This window comes from Rhodococcus sp. 66b (genome assembly GCF_002076325.1).
In the GTDB taxonomy this organism is placed as follows: Bacteria; Actinomycetota; Actinomycetes; order Mycobacteriales; family Mycobacteriaceae; genus Rhodococcus_F; species Rhodococcus_F erythropolis.
In genome coordinates, this window is sequence record NZ_MUZB01000010.1 from 41,026 (window position 1) to 57,808 (window position 16,783).

At 62.7% G+C, this 16,783-nt stretch carries 18 protein-coding genes; 10 read left to right on the plus strand and 8 right to left on the minus strand.

Annotation, left to right across the window (positions count from 1 at the left end; all coding sequences use genetic code 11):
* The first annotated feature begins 87 nt into the window (after positions 1-87).
* Both B0E55_RS19310 and B0E55_RS19315 read left to right on the plus strand, forming a co-directional pair.
* A complete protein-coding gene (locus B0E55_RS19310) occupies positions 88-714 on the plus strand; it encodes a class I SAM-dependent methyltransferase (RefSeq protein ID WP_198538434.1) in 627 nt (208 codons plus the stop codon).
* Between the two features lie 119 nt (positions 715-833).
* Complete coding sequence (locus B0E55_RS19315; protein ID WP_080910245.1) at positions 834-1,301, plus strand: hypothetical protein; 468 nt, start codon at positions 834-836, stop codon at positions 1,299-1,301.
* Between the two features lie 19 nt (positions 1,302-1,320).
* Here B0E55_RS19315 and B0E55_RS19320 read toward each other — a convergent pair whose 3' ends face one another.
* From B0E55_RS19320 to B0E55_RS19330, 3 genes are all read right to left on the minus strand, one after another.
* Positions 1,321-1,758 (minus strand): SRPBCC family protein, encoded by a 438-nt coding sequence (locus B0E55_RS19320; protein ID WP_007735601.1) that lies wholly within the window; start codon positions 1,756-1,758, stop codon positions 1,321-1,323.
* Between the two features lie 96 nt (positions 1,759-1,854).
* The gene (locus B0E55_RS19325; RefSeq protein ID WP_046379622.1) at positions 1,855-2,541 is read right to left on the minus strand and encodes a hypothetical protein; all 687 of its coding nucleotides are present in this window, start codon (positions 2,539-2,541) and stop codon (positions 1,855-1,857) included.
* Positions 2,538-3,458 (minus strand): LysR family transcriptional regulator, encoded by a 921-nt coding sequence (locus B0E55_RS19330; protein ID WP_080910246.1) that lies wholly within the window; start codon positions 3,456-3,458, stop codon positions 2,538-2,540. The genes B0E55_RS19325 and B0E55_RS19330 overlap by 4 nt, the downstream gene beginning before the upstream one ends.
* Positions 3,459-3,553: 95 nt before the next feature.
* On the opposite strand from B0E55_RS19330, the gene B0E55_RS19335 reads away from it, so the two are divergent.
* The 3 genes from B0E55_RS19335 to B0E55_RS19345 all read left to right on the plus strand — a co-directional run bounded on the left by B0E55_RS19335 (position 3,554) and on the right by B0E55_RS19345 (position 6,530).
* Positions 3,554-4,738: a YbfB/YjiJ family MFS transporter gene (locus B0E55_RS19335; RefSeq protein ID WP_108912718.1), complete on the plus strand. Its 1,185-nt coding sequence runs from the start codon at positions 3,554-3,556 to the stop codon at positions 4,736-4,738.
* Positions 4,739-4,800: 62 nt separating this feature from the next.
* A complete protein-coding gene (locus tag B0E55_RS19340; protein WP_080910247.1) occupies positions 4,801-5,829 on the plus strand; it encodes an NAD(P)H-dependent flavin oxidoreductase in 1,029 nt (342 codons plus the stop codon).
* The gene (locus B0E55_RS19345; RefSeq protein ID WP_080910248.1) at positions 5,826-6,530 is read left to right on the plus strand and encodes a hypothetical protein; all 705 of its coding nucleotides are present in this window, start codon (positions 5,826-5,828) and stop codon (positions 6,528-6,530) included. Before B0E55_RS19340 ends, B0E55_RS19345 begins: the two co-directional genes overlap by 4 nt.
* 18 nt (positions 6,531-6,548) lie before the next feature.
* Here B0E55_RS19345 and B0E55_RS19350 read toward each other — a convergent pair whose 3' ends face one another.
* From B0E55_RS19350 to B0E55_RS19360, 3 genes are all read right to left on the minus strand, one after another.
* Positions 6,549-7,034 (minus strand): hypothetical protein, encoded by a 486-nt coding sequence (locus B0E55_RS19350; RefSeq protein ID WP_047272367.1) that lies wholly within the window; start codon positions 7,032-7,034, stop codon positions 6,549-6,551.
* Between the two features lie 20 nt (positions 7,035-7,054).
* Positions 7,055-8,890 carry an acyl-CoA dehydrogenase gene (locus tag B0E55_RS19355; RefSeq protein WP_080910249.1) on the minus strand — a complete coding sequence of 612 codons (1,836 nt, stop codon included), beginning with the start codon at positions 8,888-8,890 and terminating at the stop codon, positions 7,055-7,057.
* Between the two features lie 397 nt (positions 8,891-9,287).
* Positions 9,288-10,310 (minus strand): zinc-dependent alcohol dehydrogenase family protein, encoded by a 1,023-nt coding sequence (locus B0E55_RS19360; RefSeq protein WP_080910250.1) that lies wholly within the window; start codon positions 10,308-10,310, stop codon positions 9,288-9,290.
* A gap of 134 nt (positions 10,311-10,444) precedes the next feature.
* Here B0E55_RS19360 and B0E55_RS19365 point away from each other — a divergent pair, with 134 nt between their 5' ends.
* On the plus strand, positions 10,445-11,341 hold the full coding sequence (locus B0E55_RS19365) for a helix-turn-helix transcriptional regulator (RefSeq protein ID WP_080910251.1): 897 nt from the start codon (positions 10,445-10,447) through the stop codon (positions 11,339-11,341).
* A 27-nt stretch (positions 11,342-11,368) separates the two neighbouring features.
* Here the strand turns inward: B0E55_RS19365 and B0E55_RS19370 are convergent, their stop codons facing one another.
* On the minus strand, positions 11,369-12,577 hold the full coding sequence (locus B0E55_RS19370) for an MFS transporter (RefSeq protein ID WP_241896096.1): 1,209 nt from the start codon (positions 12,575-12,577) through the stop codon (positions 11,369-11,371).
* Positions 12,578-12,755: 178 nt separating this feature from the next.
* On the opposite strand from B0E55_RS19370, the gene B0E55_RS19375 reads away from it, so the two are divergent.
* Together B0E55_RS19375 and B0E55_RS19380 are read left to right on the plus strand one after the other, a co-directional pair.
* A complete protein-coding gene (locus B0E55_RS19375; RefSeq protein WP_080910352.1) occupies positions 12,756-13,841 on the plus strand; it encodes a PQQ-dependent sugar dehydrogenase in 1,086 nt (361 codons plus the stop codon).
* Positions 13,842-13,950: 109 nt separating this feature from the next.
* Positions 13,951-14,355: a DUF4259 domain-containing protein gene (locus B0E55_RS19380; protein WP_029256654.1), complete on the plus strand. Its 405-nt coding sequence runs from the start codon at positions 13,951-13,953 to the stop codon at positions 14,353-14,355.
* Positions 14,356-14,380: 25 nt separating this feature from the next.
* On the opposite strand, the gene B0E55_RS19385 is transcribed toward B0E55_RS19380, so the two are convergent.
* The gene (locus B0E55_RS19385; protein ID WP_080910252.1) at positions 14,381-15,064 is read right to left on the minus strand and encodes an SDR family oxidoreductase; all 684 of its coding nucleotides are present in this window, start codon (positions 15,062-15,064) and stop codon (positions 14,381-14,383) included.
* A gap of 77 nt (positions 15,065-15,141) precedes the next feature.
* Between B0E55_RS19385 and B0E55_RS19390 the strand changes: the two genes are divergently transcribed.
* Both B0E55_RS19390 and B0E55_RS19395 read left to right on the plus strand, forming a co-directional pair.
* A complete protein-coding gene (locus B0E55_RS19390; protein WP_021333266.1) occupies positions 15,142-15,723 on the plus strand; it encodes a TetR/AcrR family transcriptional regulator in 582 nt (193 codons plus the stop codon).
* 128 nt (positions 15,724-15,851) lie between these two features.
* On the plus strand, positions 15,852-16,733 hold the full coding sequence (locus B0E55_RS19395) for an MBL fold metallo-hydrolase (protein ID WP_080910253.1): 882 nt from the start codon (positions 15,852-15,854) through the stop codon (positions 16,731-16,733).
* Positions 16,734-16,783: the final 50 nt, after the last annotated feature.

Below are 16,783 nucleotides of genomic sequence, written 5' to 3' on the forward strand. Positions count from 1 at the left end.
CGTGACCGTAGGCCTTCAACAGAGTATGAACCTTCGGTTCGGCGAGTTGTGGCGAAGGAATGGTGCACATCGATAATTATTGACGGCGTGGAGAATTCGAGTGCAACGCGCCGCGACGTAGTCCGAAAGTCGTATTCGGCCAGATCCCAGGAGTACACGGACCTCTTCGGCTCGATGGATTCGACGCACGTATCTGATCGGGACCTGGTGACCAGCTGGGCCGCCACTTTGACCGGCCCCGTGCTCGACGCCGGGTGCGGGCCGGGGCAGTGGACAGACTTCCTGGCCCAGAGCGGGCTGGCTGTGAGCGGGATCGATCTCGTGCCCGAGTTCGTCGAACGAGCCCGCAACCAATACCCGGATCTCTCCTTCGAGGTCGGGGGCTTCGAGGCATTGGACGCGAAAACGAATTCACTGGGCGGCGTGCTGTCCTGGTACTCGCTCATTCACCATCACCCGCAAGATATCGAGGCACCGCTCGCTGAATTCGCGCGCGTGATCCGCCCAGGTGGTGGGTTGCTGGTGGGCTTCTTCGAAGGCGCAACCGTAGAGCCTTTTGATCATGCCGCGACGACTGGTTATCGATGGCCGGTGACCGAACTTGCCGAGGTGCTGGTCACAGCGGGTTTCGACGTGATCGAGACCCATACCCGGACGGGGAGCGGTTACAGGCCGCACGGCGCAATCACTGCCAGCCGGCGCGGAGGCGAATAGCGGATCGAGACTGGGCGGGCGAGCAATTGTCTTTCATTCATTTCGTGTGAGTGGTGTGCTGGATGAGTCGCTCCCCGGCTTTTTCAGCACCGGATCATCCACAGTTGAAAGAAGGCGCCATGACCACGATCCATCTTCACAAGACGACCACTGCGACGCCCGAACAGGTCCTTGCCGGCCTGACCGACTTCGGCCCGGGCCGTGAGGAAATCTTCGGCCGCAGTGCGGACAGCTACCTGAAAGTGCACCAACAAGGACCCCACGATGCTGATGTCACCGAGGGCTCCAGTGGTATCTGGGAGCGTCTGCACTATGACTGGACCGACCCGCACCGCGTCGTGATGACAACCACCGACTCCAACCTGTGGGGCGGGGCGTCGAGCCATACCTACACGTTGACCCGGCAGCCGACGGGTCTGACCGATGTCGACGCCGTCGTGGTCCGGGACGGCAAGAACCTCAACGGAAAGCTCCTGGCGTCGGTACTCGGACTCGTCGGCACCCAAGTGCTGGGAAAGTCGTTCGCGAAGTCCATCGATGCCATCGAAGCTCGCAACGGTGGCGCGAGCGGCGGCAACACACAGTGACAAGAACCTGACGGACTTGTCAGAGAGCTTCGAGGGCTTCCGTCATCTTCTTCACCGTCTCTGGTGCCACTTTGGCTTCGAATCCCGCCTTCAGGAGAGGCGACGCAATCTTGGCGGCACCGTTGAACTCGACGTTCGCGTGATATTCGATCTCGGTCGAGTTCGGACCCACCGAAGTCAAGGTGATGTCGTCGGTACTGGTGGCAGTCTTGTTCTTTCCTTCGAGAACAACGTGATTCAGCTCGTCGGTCACCAGCGTGTACGTCAGTTCCGTGGTGACGCCGAATAGCTTGGACACGTTGTGCCACTGGGTTCCGACGCCGACAGGACCGTCGGAGATCTGCGTGCAGCTCTCGGTGCCCGGATCCCACGTCGGCGCATTGGCGAAGTCGCGGAGAAACGCCGCAGCCTTTTCGATCGGTACCTCGGCGGTGAATTTGCGGGTGACGTCAACCATGCGGTGGGCCTTTCGGTTCATTTTTCGGCGGTAGTGCCGCGGTGAGAGTTCGTTCCGACGCCCGGGCTACCCAAACTCGACAAACGGTAACCACCTTCAGAAGACTGCGCGGTCCAGTGGACGCGGAAGCGGATCGAGTGCGCCGGTCTCGCGCAGGCGCTCGTACGCCCGAACGACCCCATCGACGGCCCCGATCTGTAGCAACACGCCGCCCGGTAACGCGGCAACGCCTGCTGCGAGGTCACCCGGGATCGCGTCAGCGCGAGCGGACGAGAGGTAGCCGACTCGGCCGATCACGGGATCACCGACGCGATAGTCGGACTCGTCTTCGAGAGCGTCGAGGATGTTGTCGTCGGTGACGTCTCCGAAATCCGGTTCCCACACCGCGGCGAGCATCCGAAGTAGCTCTGTCTCAGGAACTTCGGCGGCGTCCGGCGCGCTGACGGCAATAATCATCGACTGAAGGACGATTTCAGGTTCGCCGCCCGCCAACCCGGAGAGTTCGAGCCCCCATTCGGACCCTCCACTGGATGCGAGCCTCAATCCGATTCCCAGACGATCCGACCAGTCTTCGGCGGCCTGCGCGTTCTCGAGGACCTGCGCCAACTGGTCGACGGTCACGGCAGTAGCAGGTCCAGCGGAATGGATCTGTTGCCACGACCCGCCGACCACCTCGGGCAACAGGAATTCGACTTGCTCCAACGTCCGACGCCACCGGGAGGCCACGGCCTGCACCGATTCCGGCCGTCGTCCCCAGAAAACTCGAATAGCGCGTCGTGTCATCGAGTCCTCCGGTAAGGATCGTCCATGGGTAGCCATATCCCGTCTTCGTGGATTTCGAGATCAGTGACGCCGCGGGTGAGAGCGTCGACGGCCGCGAGAACTGCAGGGCGCGTTTCGTTCTCGCGGCACAGGAGTGACCACGTCCAGATCGCCGCGGGGTCGATCACCGGACGTGCAGTGAGATCGCTTGGCAACGTGATGGTCTGCCCTTTGGGCGAGTTGACGACCGGACGGCCGACGGCACGGACGTGATCGAAGAATGCCGGACCGGTGATACCACCGTCGTTGATGCGCAGGATCTGTGCGCCGGTATCGCGAGCGAATTCTTCGGCGTAGACGTTCCACGAATACCAGGAGGTGGTGTCGTCGTCGACGAGTACGACGACGTCGCGTGCCCGCACCGGTGTGGTGTCCTCTCCGGTGGAGACCGCGTACAGCCGATCCGCACCGAGCAGTCTTGCGCTCAGAGCATGTTGGGCGACATCGGTTTTCCGCACCCAGGCGATCGCCAGGTCGAGGCTGCCGTCCGCTACCCGCGCGGCCTGCGCGTGCGAAGGCACCACCCAGGCGTCGACGTGCAGTTGCGCGACCCCTGAAGTGCGCGCGATCAGATCCGTGGGGAGCCAATTGACGTAGCCGATCCGGACGGGCTCCGCTCCGGACAGACGCTCCGCGCGGCGTCGCAGATTCTCGGCACTCTCGAGTAGCGCACGGACATCAGGGAGCAAGGCGGCGCCGGCTGGCGTCAGAGCGACGGAACGGCGGTCGCGGACGAACAGCTTGACGCCGAGGTCGCGCTCGAGTGCCATGATCTGCTGCGACAATGACGGCCCGGCTATCAGTAGCCGCGCCGCGGCTCGGCCGAAGTGCAGTTCCTCGGCGACGACCTCGAAATATCTCAGCTGACGCAGCTCCACGATCCTTCATGCTACGTGCGGTGGGAGGTTGTGCCTATCAGTCAGGAGCAAAGCGGTCGTGGCGGTCCGGCGCGGCCGGGGCACACGATAAGACCATGACCACAATCCACAACGGCGTCTCCCCGCGAGCGCACGCTGTCCAAGCTGCCGCTGCGCTGGCGGCGAGCATGGGAATCGGTCGATTCGTCTACACACCGATCCTGCCGTTGATGCACACGCAGGCCGGTCTGTCCGCCTCGCTCGGCGCCACCCTGGCGACGGCCAACTACGTCGGGTACCTGATCGGTGCGCTCGCGGGAATCCTCATTCCCGGCGTGGTGCGCTCGGCAGCGGTGATGCGTACGTCGTTGGTGGTCCTCATCGCGACTTTGGCGCTCATGCCCACTACCCACGACGGATCCATCTGGTTCGCCCTGCGGCTCGTCGCAGGCATTGCCAGTGCCCTCGTCTTCATGATCGCCGTCAGCGCTTTGCACGCGCACCTTCGGGGGCAGTCCCAATTCTTGGCCGGATGGGGATTCGGTGGAGTTGGGTTGGGTATCGCCCTGTCCGGGGTCCTCGTGTTGGTCGTCCGCTTCATCGGTACCTGGAGTACAGCCTGGCTGGCATCTGCGGCCCTTGCAGTGGTGTGTGCGGTCGCAGCCTGGGGATTGACGCCGGAACCGCGTCCGATCATCACACCGGACGCGCCGGGAACTCCCAGTTCCCAACGCGGGTTCACTGCCTTGTTCATCAGTTATTTCCTGGAAGGCATCGGCTACATCATCGCGGGCACGTTCCTTGTTGCCGCAATCGATCTCGCCGCTCCAGAATGGGTCGGCAGCGGCGCTTGGATAGTGGTCGGTCTGGCCGCATTTCCCTCGTGCGCCCTGTGGGCTTGGCTCAGCCTGCGTTGGTCGAGGCCGACTCTGCTTCTCGTTGCCCTGTTGATTCAGGCGGTGGGCATAGCGCTTCCTGCTGTGATCGGAGGCGTCGGCCCCGCACTGATTTCAGCTTTCCTGTTCGGTGTCACCTTCCTTGGTATCGGGTCAATTGTGTTGGCAATCGGCGCGCACCTGCAGTTCCCACGCGCCGTGGCGTTGCTGACCGCTGGATACAGCGTCGGTCAGATTCTCGGCCCACTCGTTGTCACTCCGTTGCTGCGAGACGGGTATCGCGACGCTCTGCTGTTGGGTGCGGCCGTCGTTCTGGGCGCAGCAGTGGCCGCCGCGGTTTGCGGTTCCGATTCCCTTCCGATCTCGATGCGGACCCTCGGACGGCCACCTCGACTGAGGAGGTAGTTTTTGATGTCAGATGACGAAACCGCCGGAGCACTACCCGACGTAGGACTGGAGATGTTCGAATGAGCGCACTCACAACCGATCTCGACCTGAAGGTCCCTGTCATCGCAGCCCCCATGGCCGGCGGCGCTTCCACACCGGCACTTGTTGCTGCTGCCTCTCGCGCAGGCGGTCTCGGATTCCTCGCCGCCGGGTACAAGACGCCTCAGGCTCTGTCCGACCAGATCGACACCGTGCGCGCCGAGGGAGTGTCGTTCGGTGTCAACGTGTTTGCGCCCAACCCGGTGCCTGTCGACGTCGATGCCTACCGTGCCTATACCAGGGCGATCCAGGTCGAGGCGGATCGCTACGGCATCACACTGGCTGACGGTGAGCCTGTCGAAGACGACGACTACTTCGAGGACAAGATCGATCTGCTCCTGGCCAGCCCGGTTCCGGTGGTCAGCTTCACCTTCGGCTTTCCCACACCCGGCGTCATCAAGGCGCTGCGCGCTGCCGGTTCACTTGTCGTCCTCACTGTGACTTCGGAGGCAGAGGCGCACCTTGCCGTCGACGCCGGTGCCGATCTGCTTGTCGTGCAATCGTCGGCTGCCGGCGGCCACTCCGGAACTCTCACTCCCCTGAAGGTTCCGGCAGAAACACCGATCACCGAACTGATCGCACAAATCCGTCATCGCACCTCTGTTCCGCTATTGGCGGCCGGTGGACTGGCGACCTCCGCCGACGTCGCTGCAGCCTTACGTGCCGGAGCGGACGCGGCAGTCGTCGGTACCGTACTGCTGCGCACCGAGGAGAGTGGTGCCTCGGCTCCGCACAAGGCAGCTCTGGCCGACACGTCCCGCGGGAACACGGTCGTCACAAGAGCTTTCACGGGACGTCCTGCACGGGCACTTCGGAACGAGTTCATCGATCGCTACGACGCACAAGCGCCCATCGGGTATCCGGCCATCCATCACCTGACCAACCCGATGCGTAAAGCCGCTGTTGCGCAGGCAGATCCCGAGCGAATGCACCTGTGGGCCGGCACTGGCTATCGCCACGCGACGGAGGAACCAGCCGGGGTAGTGCTTTCGCGATTGGCTAACCTGTGACGGCGCGGACACCGGAAGCCGGATTGCCGGAAGTAGTGACATACGACGGGTTGCCCGGGTCCGCCGGTGGTGCACACTCGCTTCGAGTCAAGCGTCCCGATGTTGCATTTCAGCGGCTGCAGACGTTCCTGGAATCCTGCACCGAACCAGTGTCGTTGCCGTCGTGGACGTTCGAGATCTACCAGAGTGGGCCATCCGAGCCGACCGCGCAGTTGTCATCGTTCGCTACCGAGCTCTTCGGTGGGCCCCGCTACAAAGCGCAAACCCATACCGAATGGAACGTCCCACCTGGTTCTGTCAACGAAGCGCTCGATGCCCTCGTTGGTTGCGATGCGGTCACAACCCACGGACGTTCTGTGGCGGCGCTGACCTGCAGCGCGCCCGTACGCCTGATCGACCCCAACACCCGCGCGCCGTACCCCGACATCACCCCCGACACGTTCGGCCGTTTTGCCGTGGATGGATACGGCCGGATTCTCGGCGAGTCAGGCATACGCGCAACCCTCGGCAACGCCGCATCCTCACTGTCCCTGTGGCTCAACCTGCCTGCAGACGAACGGTTGTCGTCCGGTGCTCGTCACCTACAAGACCATCTCCCGTTCCGGTTGTCCGCGAAACACTGGCGTCTCTGGCGGCCGAACCGGAGCGGAGACTCGTATCGTTCCAACAAGATTCCGTCGCCGGTTCACGACCACGTTTGAATCACGCAGCAAGCATTTTCATCTCGGGCAGAGTTCGCCGATCTCGGAGACAATGCGATCAGCGCTGCGAACCACCCATACCGCGCGTCCGCCACGCAATGTCGGCATCAAGAGTCGGTCCTTCTCGATGGGCCAGTGCACAAAGGGAAATCCGCCGGCCAGCTCGTCCTGGACTTCGCCGGCGATCAGGGCCGTCAACTCCTGTACAGGCTGTTCGATGTGCGGCCCGACGACCCTGACGCCGATCAGGGGACTGGTTCCTGCACTCTTGCCCTTTGGCCGTGGTCCAGCGTCGAGCGCGAGGTGGCACTGACCGTCATCGAGCATCGACACCGTCCACACGCAGTTCTGCATGTACGTATCAGGGCCGTGCCAGCGGCATTGCAGATCCCTGCCGACAGCCTGGCACGCCTCGACGACGTTGGCGGGAGCGTCGTCTGGTGCATCCGGCCCCATGATCGGAAAGCTCCAGACTCCCACGTAGTCGAAGTCGGGCAGATACATGCTTTCACTATGGCACGTTGTCAGAATGCGTCTTCCTCGAGTTCCATGATCTCGTTGTCGAGGGAACCCAGGATTTCTTTCGTCGACGCCAGGATAGGCAGGATGTTCTTGGCGAAGTACGACGCGATGACCACCTTGCCCCGATAGAACGACCGGTCCTTTGCCGGCGCGTCACGGTCCAAGGCTGCCAACGCGACTTCCGCTTGCACCAACAGGCGCCATCCGATGAGCAGGTCGCCTACCGCGTACAGAAAGCGCACCGAGCCGAGGCCTATCTTGTACAACTCGGAGGGTTGGTCCTGGGAAGCCATCAGATAGCCGGTGAGCGTCCCGGCCATCTCCTGCACGTCGGTCAAGGCGGTCTCGAGTAGGACTCGCTCGGCCTTGAGTCGACCGTTCCCGGCCTCACTGTCGATGAACTCTCGTATGCGACCGGCTACGTGAGCGAGTGCAACGCCGCGGTCGCGTGCGATCTTTCGAAAGAAGAAGTCCTGCGCCTGGATCGCCGTGGTGCCCTCGTACAGGGTGTCGATCTTGGCATCGCGGATGTACTGCTCGATGGGGTAGTCCTGAAGATAACCGGAGCCGCCCAGGGTCTGCAGGCTCTCGGTGAGCAGTTCGTAGGCCTTCTCGGAGCCGACGCCCTTGACGATCGGCAGCAGCAGATCGTTGACCCGCGCCGCCAATTCGGCATCCGCACCCGAAACCAACTCGGCGACATCGGCATTCTGGTGTGCAGCGGTGTAGAGGTAGACCGCTCGGAGGCCTTCGGCGTAGGCCTTCTGCATCGCCAGGCTGCGTCGGACGTCGGGGTGGTGCGTAATGGCCACACGGGGCGCGGTCTTGTTTGTCAGCTCGGTGAGGTCTGCGCCTTGAATTCGTTCTTTTGCGTACTCGAGGGCGTTGAGATAGCCGGTGGACAGTGTCCCGGTCGCCTTGGTGCCCACCATCATTCGAGCATTCTCGATGACCTGGAACATCTGGGCGATACCGTTGTGGACATCACCCACGAGCCAGCCGACGGCAGGAACGTCCGTCGCTCCGAAGGTGAGCTCGCAAGTTGGGGAAGACTTGAGGCCCATCTTGTGCTCGACGCCGGTGACGTACACACCGTTGCGCTCTCCCAGTTCAAGTGTGTCCGAGTTAAAATGGGACTTCGGAACGTAGAACAGGCTCAAACCTTTGGTTCCTGGACCGGCTCCCTCGGGCCGGGCAAGCACCAAGTGGAAGAGGTTCTCGGCCGTGTCTCCGACGTCACCGCCGGAGATGAATCGCTTGACGCCCTCGATGTGCCACGTGCCGTCGTCCTGCGCGATTGCCTTTGTTCGGCCTGCGCCTACATCGGATCCGGCGTCTGGTTCGGTGAGCACCATCGTTCCGGCCCATCCGCGCTCGAATCCTTCTTTGGCCCAGTGTTTTTGCTGTTCGTTTCCGATGGTGTAGAGCACGCTCGCCATCAGTGGACCCATGTTGAAAAAGCTTGCGGATCCGTTTGCCGCGACCAACATTTCGCCGATCGCCCAGACCAACGGCGCCGGAGCAGGAACACCACCCATGCCTTCCGGTAGGCCGAGTCGCGACCAACCGGCCTCGTTCACCGCCTCGACCGTCTTGCGTAGAGGTTCCGGGACCACAACTGCGTGATTGGGTGCGTCGAATTCGACAGGGTTCCGATCCGCGTCGGCGAAGGACGCGGCGACCGGGCCTTCTGCCAGTCTCGCTACTTCCGCAAGAATGTTGCGCACAGTGTCGGTGTCGAGGTCCCCGTATGCGCCGGCATCCAACAGTTCGCCGATCCCGAGCACCTCGAACAGATTGAACTCGATATCACGCACGTTGCTTTTGTAGTGACCCATTGTTCTCCGACCTTGGTTCGTCAGCAATACGATTCGTCAGCAGATACGGCTCGTCAGCAGTACACAAGAAAGCCTGCCCCACAAGGAATTCAGTACGCAACCGTAGGTAGAGACGAGTTTCGTTGCTACAAAGTAGCGCCGAGCCGCTCTCATTGAAACATTCACTCGTACAATCGGTTTCCGCTGGTGGGGGTGCATATCAGTCGCGTAGCATCCTCTTGGGTCAAAGCAGCTGCGCACCAATCGAAGTGCCCATCCTCACCTTCGGAATCAAACGCATTCGCTGTGATCAGTGAACATGCTGCTCGGTAAACCAAGAGCGCCTCTCGTTGGTAGCCGAGACGTTCCTCGATCGGCGTGGAGAACCCAGTTCTGTCTCGTGAGCCTTTGGTATCGGTCAGAGGGTGAGTAGCACTTTGGTGGCGCGCCGCTCGTCCATCGCCTGGTAGCCGGCGGCGGCGTCCTCCAACGGGAGAGTGAGGTCGAAGACGATGCCCGGGTCGATCTGGTCGGTCATGATGAGCTCGATCAGTTCGGGTAGGAATCGCCTGACCGGCGCGGGACCGCCGAGCAGGCTCACCGTCGCGAAGAACAGGTTCATGCCGTCGAGCTCGACGCCGTGGGATACCCCGACGTAGCCGACATGTCCGCCGGGGCGGGTAGCTCCGATAGCCTGCATCATCGATTCTTGGGTGCCTACGGCTTCGACGGTCGAGTGGGCGCCGTAGCCGCCGGTGAGTTCCTTGATCTTCGCGATGCCCGCGTCGCCCCGCTCTTCGACGATGTCGGTGGCGCCGAATTGCGTGGCGAGTGCCTGCCGGTCGGCGTGGCGTGACATGGCGATGATCCGCTCGGCGCCGAGTTGTCTGGCAGCGAGGATCGCCAGGAGTCCGACTGCGCCGTCGCCGACGACGGCGACTGTTTTGCCAGGTCCGGCTTCCGCAGCTACGGCGGCGAACCAACCGGTGCCGAGTACGTCGGAGGCTGCAAGGAGGCTGCGGGCCTGCCGCTCGGTCGGCTCTCCGTGGACAGGGACGAGGGTGCCGTCCGCGAGCGGGATGCGAGCGTATTCGGATTGGGTGCCGACCGAGCCCATCATGACCTGGTGGATACAGCGAGACTGAAAGCCCGCCTCGCAGATTTCGCAGGTGTTGTCCGACGCGACGAACGAGCCCACGACGAAGTCTCCAACTTCGATGTCGTTGACCTCGGGGCCGACCTGTTCGACGACGCCCACGTATTCGTGTCCCATCGGCGTCGGGCCATTCAGCTTTTCGATGCCGCGATAAGGCCAGAGGTCGGAACCGCAGACGCAGGTGGCTGTAACGCGAATGATCGCGTCGGTCGGTTCGACGATCACCGGTGCATCGATCTCTTCGACCCGGACATCGCCGGGGGCATGCATGACGACAGCGCGCATGACGTGGCTCCTCACCATCGGTTTCTTCGTGTCACTTCAACCTGATCACGATTTGGCGGCGTGCGGGAGTCCCGCGCGATAGTGGTACTGCGAGGGACTCCCTCGCTACCGGTCACTGACTTACCCTCGATGGCATGGACGATCGAGCGCAAGTACGCGAATTCCTGACCTCGCGGCGCGCCCGAGTCACGCCCGAACAAGTTGGACTTCCGGCCGGATCGAACCGCCGCGTGGAAGGTCTGCGTCGAAGTGAAGTGGCAACCCTCGCCGGAGTGAGCGTCGAGTACTACACGAGGCTCGAGCGCGGAGCGATCAGCGGCGCATCGCCAGGTGTACTCGACAGTATCGCGAAGGCCCTACGACTCGACGACGCCGAGCGCGCCCACCTTTTTGATCTCGCGCACGCGGCAAGCCCGGCAGCCAGGCCCCCGCGTCGGCGAAATGCGAAGGGCTGGAAGCCCCATCAGAGCCTGCAGTGGGCGCTCGACGCAGTCACCGCAGGACCCGCTTTCGTGCGGAACGGTCGCATGGATCTTCTTGCGGTCAACCCACTCGCGCGTGCGTTCTACAAGGACCTTTACGACATGCCGGGGCAGCCCCCGAACATCGCGCGCTTCACGTTCCTCGACGAAAGGGCTTTCGAGTTTTATCCGGACTGGAACGCGTTTGCCGAGGTGACCGTCTCGATTCTGCGAACCGAGGCTGGGCGAGATCCTCACAACAAGGAATTGCACGATCTGATCGGTGAACTCAGCACTCGGAGTGAGGAATTCCGGCGTCGGTGGGGCGCGCACGACGTCCGCCATCACGGCACCGGATTCAAGACTTTTCACCACTCCGCCGTTGGCGAGCTGACGCTTGCCTTCGAAGGTTTGGAGATGGCCGCCGAGCCGGGGTTGACGCTCACGATCTACACCGCAGAGCCGGGATCGCCGTCCGCGGAACGGATGCAGTTACTCGCCTCGTTGGCAGCCAGTGAGAATGCGGACTCTGCGCCTCACGTGTCGGAGCGGTCGCTGACGGACGGCTGACGAACTGCGCGACGGTTGATCGGTTCGTCAGTTGACCACTTCGACGGCGGTGCGCTTCGTGCGTTCCTTGCGCAACAGGATCATCAGCGGCAGAAAGTAGAGAGCGGCAACGCCGGTGCCTACCAACACCGGCCCAGTGGCACCGAGACTCGAGGCCAACGCGAACCCGGCGATCCAGGAGCCGACCGCCGTGCCCAGATTGAACGACGAGGTGCTGAGAGCAGAAGCCATCGTCGGCGCCTGATCGGCATAACGCACAGCCATCCCGATCAGGATGGGATTGGTCGACATGCCGAATAGTCCCAGCATGACTACGAGAATCACCGTCACGATCACGTTGTGCGAGAAGAGGCAGAGCGCCCCGAGTACGAGAAACGTCATCGCTGCCGAGACGAACAAGACGCCGTACTGATTCTTCGCACCCAGTCGCCCGCCGAGATTGGAGCCGACGAACGCACCGAGTCCGTAGCCGACAAGCACCAGTGGCACTGCCGACGCAGCAAGTCCCGTGTTCTCGGTCAACAGCGGAGAGATGAAGCTGTACGCCGCCAGCGACGACCCGCACACGACGGCGCAACCGGACAGAACGAGCCAGATGCGTCCGTCCCGTAGGCTCGCGATCTCCGTTCGCCAGGACGGCACCGCACCGGAGTCGGTGTCGGCGGGTACCAATCGGTGGACGACGGCCGCGGCGACGAGTGCGAGGGCGGCGAGGGCCCAGAAAGGACCACGCCACCCGATGCTCTGACCGGCCAGAGCGCCGAGCGGAACACCGATGACGTTCGCGAGCATGCCTCCGCCCAAGACGATGCCGAGCGCGCGCGAGGAAGACGCCGGGCCTGCCGCTTTTGCTCCGACCACCGCGGCGACCGCCCAGAATGCGCCCGTCGCCACGGCTGTGAGGAAGCGGGCGCCGAGAATGAGTCCGAAGTTGGACGAGAGCGCGACGATGACGTGTCCGATCGCGAAAACAACCAGCGCCGAGCTCAAGGTCACGCGTCGGGGAACCCTGAGTGTCAAGATCGCCATCGCCGGCGTGCCGACGATCATTCCGATCGCGAAGACGGTGATCATCAGGCCGACGTTCGCGATCGACGTACCGAGGTCACCCGCGATTTCGGGAAGAATGCCGGCGACGACGAATTCGGTTGTGCCCATCAAGAAAACTCCGACGGCCAGCACGTAGATCACGAGCGGCAGGCGGCCGGTTTCTTCGACGGTCGGGGCGGAAATCATGAGGTGGTCAGTTCTCTTTCTGTTGACGACGCGCATGTCGTGGCGCACCCGTCCAGGGCATCACGCCCATCGCCTGCGAGGGAGTCCCGGTCGTTGGGGGTACTCGAAGGGACTCCCGGTGTGGCCGATTGCGCGCTACCGTCGGCGCAAAGACTGCCTGAACCCGGGAGACGCGCCCATGACACGACGACAGATCCGAGGACTGGGCGCCGCCGTGCTCGTCTCGGCCTTCCTGACGGCCTGCGGTAGCGAGGATCCTGAAGGGCCCCGTCCGCAGGCAAGCACGACAACACGATCGGCGCCCGCCGCGGCCTTCGGTGAACCCGAGACCGTCACCGACGGCTTGGACGCGCCCTGGTCGATCGCATTCCACGGCGACACACCACTTGTCAGTGAGCGCGACAGCGCGCGAATCCTCGAACTCGACGCCGGCGGAAACAGCCGCGAGGTGGGAGTCGTCGACGGCGTCAGCCCCAGAGGTGAGGGCGGTTTATTAGGGATCGCAGTACGTGAAAACCGCCTGTACGCGTACTTCACCGCGAACGGGGAGAACCGGATCGAACGCTTCGACATCATCGGTGCTCCGGGGGAATTCGCGCTCGGGCCGGCCGAGACGATTCTCGACGGGCTCGCTTCGGCCAACTACCACAACGGTGGTCGCATCGCGTTCGGCCCGGACGGGATGCTGTACGTGACCGTCGGTGATGCCGGTAGTCGAGACAGAGCTCAGGACCTCGACTCGATGTCCGGGAAAATCCTTCGAATGACTCCGGATGGCGATGTGCCGCTAGATAATCCATTTCCGAACTCGTTTGTCTACAGCTACGGCCACCGCAACTCCCAGGGCATTGCCTGGGCAGGGGACGGCACGATGTACGCCAGCGAGTTCGGGCAGGACACCTGGGACGAGCTCAACAAGATCGAAGCAGGCGGAAACTACGGCTGGCCCGAGGTCGAAGGAATTGCGAGTGAAGACGGATTCATCGACCCGCTCCAACAATGGTCACCTGACGATGCCAGTCCCAGCGGAATCGCCATCCACGACGGCACGATCTACATCGCCAATCTTCGTGGTGAGCGACTCCGCACGGTGCCCTTGACCGATCCCGCGACCGCCGACGAGCAATTCGTCGATGAATACGGGCGCCTCCGTGATGTTGTAGTCGCACCGGACGGGTCGCTGTGGATACTGACGAACAACACCGACGGACGCGGCGACCCCAAACCCGGTGATGACCGCATCATTCGCGTGCCGTTGCGCTGATGTCGATTTCCGGCGAACGCAGTACTTCCAGCCCGAGGATCCTCGCCGAAGCCGGTGATTCACTAATATCGTTACGACAGATGACGCGGGTACGGATCGGAGAGACAGCATGGGGACTTGGGGTTCAGGACCTTTCGACAACGACGTAGCGGGCGACCTGCTCAGCGCGGTACAGGCGGGTGACTACGATATCGACGATTACGCACGCCACCCCGACGACGGCTACCTCGATGCCGATGATGCTCAAACAGCTATTGCCGTCGCCGAGATCCTTGCGGTTGCGCACGGGGTTGCGCCGGCGCCTGTGCAGCTGGCCGAGATTGATGCCGCCGGGTACGCCGGAAGCTTGAGTCCGGAGCAGAAGGCATGGGTCCTCACCGCACTCGAGCGTGCCGTCGCAGACAGCGACACGTCGGAGTTGTACGAGTTGTGGGAAGAAAACGGTCCGGAAGACCTCGCGGCTTGGCGGGCACCGATCCTGGGCAGATTGGCGAGTCTCAAAACGGTGGGATGAGTGTCACTCGTCAACAGTCCCTTAGTTACTCGGAGTTCGACGACGACAGACTCCCCTTGACATACCGGGTGGTGTCGTCGGCGAGGATCTCTGCCAGCCCACGTTCGATGCCGTCCAGGGCCTGCGCGGCGACATCGGCCGGATCGATCTTCTGTTCGGCCGGTACGCCCGCAGCCATGTCGGTATCCATGTATGCAACGTGCAGTGCCGAGACGGCGATTCCCCGCGGCGCCAGTTCTTCTCGAACGGCGTCGGTCATCGCCCACGCCGCTGCCTTCGATGACGCGTAAGACCCGAGCGCAGCCGGATGGAACCAGGACAGCACCGAAAGAACGTTGAGTACTGTTCCGCCTCCGTTGTCTTCGACGACCGGAGTAAACGCCCGGGTCACGGCAAGCGGGCCGTAGAAATTGACGTCCATCTCGCGGCGAACGTCATCGATGTCGCCTCCGATCAAGGGTGCCGAGGTAGAGATTCCGGCGTTGTTGATCACCAAGGTCACATCCGATGCGATTTGCGCTGCGGCCGTGATCGATTCGGCGTCCGTCACGTCCAACCTCAGGGGGATGACGCCGGGCAGATCGACAGTTTCCGGATTGCGGGCAGCCGCGTACACCTTCGCGCCGCGCTCGACGAGCCCTGCCGCCAGATGGCGGCCGAGTCCGCGATTGGCTCCGGTGACGACCGCAACCGTCTTGTTCAGGTCCATGATTCTCCCAGGGTTGTGACTGTCGGTGACATTTAGATTATGAATCAAATCTAAGTGTGGGCTACGATAGATGTCAAGTGAAATCCAAACTGGAAGGCGTTGTGATGGGCCGCGTATCGCAGCAACAAGCGGAAGAGAACCGTCGGCGCGTCGTGGAAACCGCAGCTCGTCTGTTCCGGGAGAAGGGCACTCACCTCAGCGTCGCTGACTTGATGAAGGCGTCGGGGCTGACCCACGGTGGTTTCTACAAGCAGTTCGCGTCCAAGGACGCGCTCATCGACGAAGCGACCACCCATGCCTTCGCTGAACTGGCGCAGCTGCACGCAGCAGGTCTCGAAAGGCACGCTGGCCAGCGTGACGAGGCTCGACAAGCCCTGATCGACAACTACCTCTCCGTGGAGCATCGCGACAATCCGGCAGACGGATGTCCCGCTGCTGCACTCGCCGCCGACATGGCACGCGAGCCGGCAGACAGTGAGGCCCGTCGGGTGTATGTCGAGGGGGTCGGTGATTTTGCCGAGGCGCTCGCGGATGAGGAGCATGACGGGCTGGTGCGTCTCTCGACCATGATCGGCGCTCTGGTCCTCTCGCGAGCCACCAAGGGATCGTCCCTCTCCGAGGAAGTCCTTGTCGCTGCTCGTGAAGAGCTCACCGGGTAGTCCAGGAAGATCCGCGTACGGCCCGCTGACCCGGCCATGCATACTGACTGAGGTCTCTGTCAGCGATACCTTCGATTGCTTCGAGATCTGCAACGTCACTACCCGATGGCCGCAGGGAGAAGCGAGAGATGTTCACACCCACAGAATTTGGCAAAGTCTCAGTGCTGGTACCAGAGAACGGTGGGACCGTCCCCTTCGGAAACACCGTGGTCGTGCACGGATCCGAACGCAGGCTGGTGATCGACCCGTCCCTCTCCCTCGACCGAGATCCCGTGGGCGCAGACCTCGTCTTCATCAGTCACGGCCACGAGGACCACGTTGCCGGTCTCCGGCATTTTCAAGCACCGACGTACGCGCACAACCTCGACGCACCGTCGGTCGCCTCCCTTGACACGATGCTCACAAATTACGGCCTCCGCCCCGAGGAGCGAGCTGAGGTCGAACATTCAATAGCAGCGCAGTACGGCATTCCCCCGACGCACGATGACGTTTCCGGGATCGCCGACGGCCACGTCTTCGACCTCGGAGACCGCACGGCGACGGTCATTCACCTACCTGGTCACACTCCCGGACATTGTGGCCTCCTCATCGAGCCCGACGGCTTCTTCTATGTCGCCGACATCGATCTCACCTCCTTCGGCCCGATGTACGGCGACCTGGGCAGTAGCGTCGACGACTTCCTCGCCTCCATCGACCGCGCCGCGGGCATCGACGCTCGGTGGTACGGCACCTTCCATCAAAAGGGCGTCGTCGAAGGCAGCGACGAGTTCCGTCGCCGGCTGACCGCCTACCGCGACAAACTGCTCAGCCGCGAAGAAAGACTCGTCCAATTTCTCGGTGAACCAAGGCAGTTGGAAGACATCGTCGCGCATCGCCTCGTCTACCGTCCGCACGTCAACGCGCCGTACGTCGATGCAGTCGAACGACGAACTGCGCAGCTGCACCTTCAGCGGCTCGTTGCGGCCGGTGCCGTTGTCACGCTCGAGGGCAACGTATTTCGGCGTGCATGAATGTGTCGTGTCATCCATTGGATGTGAACAGAGCGGGCAGAAGGGTGCAA